The sequence below is a fragment of the Leucobacter sp. M11 genome, from assembly GCF_035726885.1.
Classification (GTDB): Bacteria; Actinomycetota; Actinomycetes; order Actinomycetales; family Microbacteriaceae; genus JAPFRB01.
The window spans coordinates 315693-316063 of sequence record NZ_JAPFRB010000001.1; the positions used below are offsets into that span (position 1 = coordinate 315693).

Annotated in this window: 1 protein-coding gene; it reads right to left on the reverse strand. The window is 72.8% G+C overall.

Annotated elements, in window-relative coordinates:
* Positions 1–371 (reverse strand): alpha/beta fold hydrolase (locus tag OOT08_RS01570; protein ID WP_442916149.1); only part of this gene is annotated, 371 nt, incomplete at both ends.

The following is a 371-nucleotide window of genomic DNA, read 5'->3' on the forward strand; positions in this document are numbered from 1 at the left end:
CTCAGCCTGGCCAGGGCGAGGCGGAACCCAATCGCGCGGGCGAGCAGGGATCGCGGCGCCGTGCGGTTCCCCAGGTTCCCGGCGGCCCTCGGGTCCTTGGCCCCCGCGAGGTGCGCCATTGCGTCCAGCACAACGGGCGCTGCGGTGTCGAGCGCGCTGTGCCCGTGCCCCGCGATGGGGACCAGGGTCGCGTGTGGTGCGCGGGCGACAACCAGCTCCGCGACGCTTCGCGGGGTCCGAATATCGCGATCGCCGGAGAGGACGAGCACCGGCCAGGGAAACCGGGGCAGCTCCTCCCAGAGGGCCACGGGTTCCTGGGTAAACGGCGGCAGGGTGTCGGCGAGCAGAGCGATTGCGTCGTTGCTCCGCAG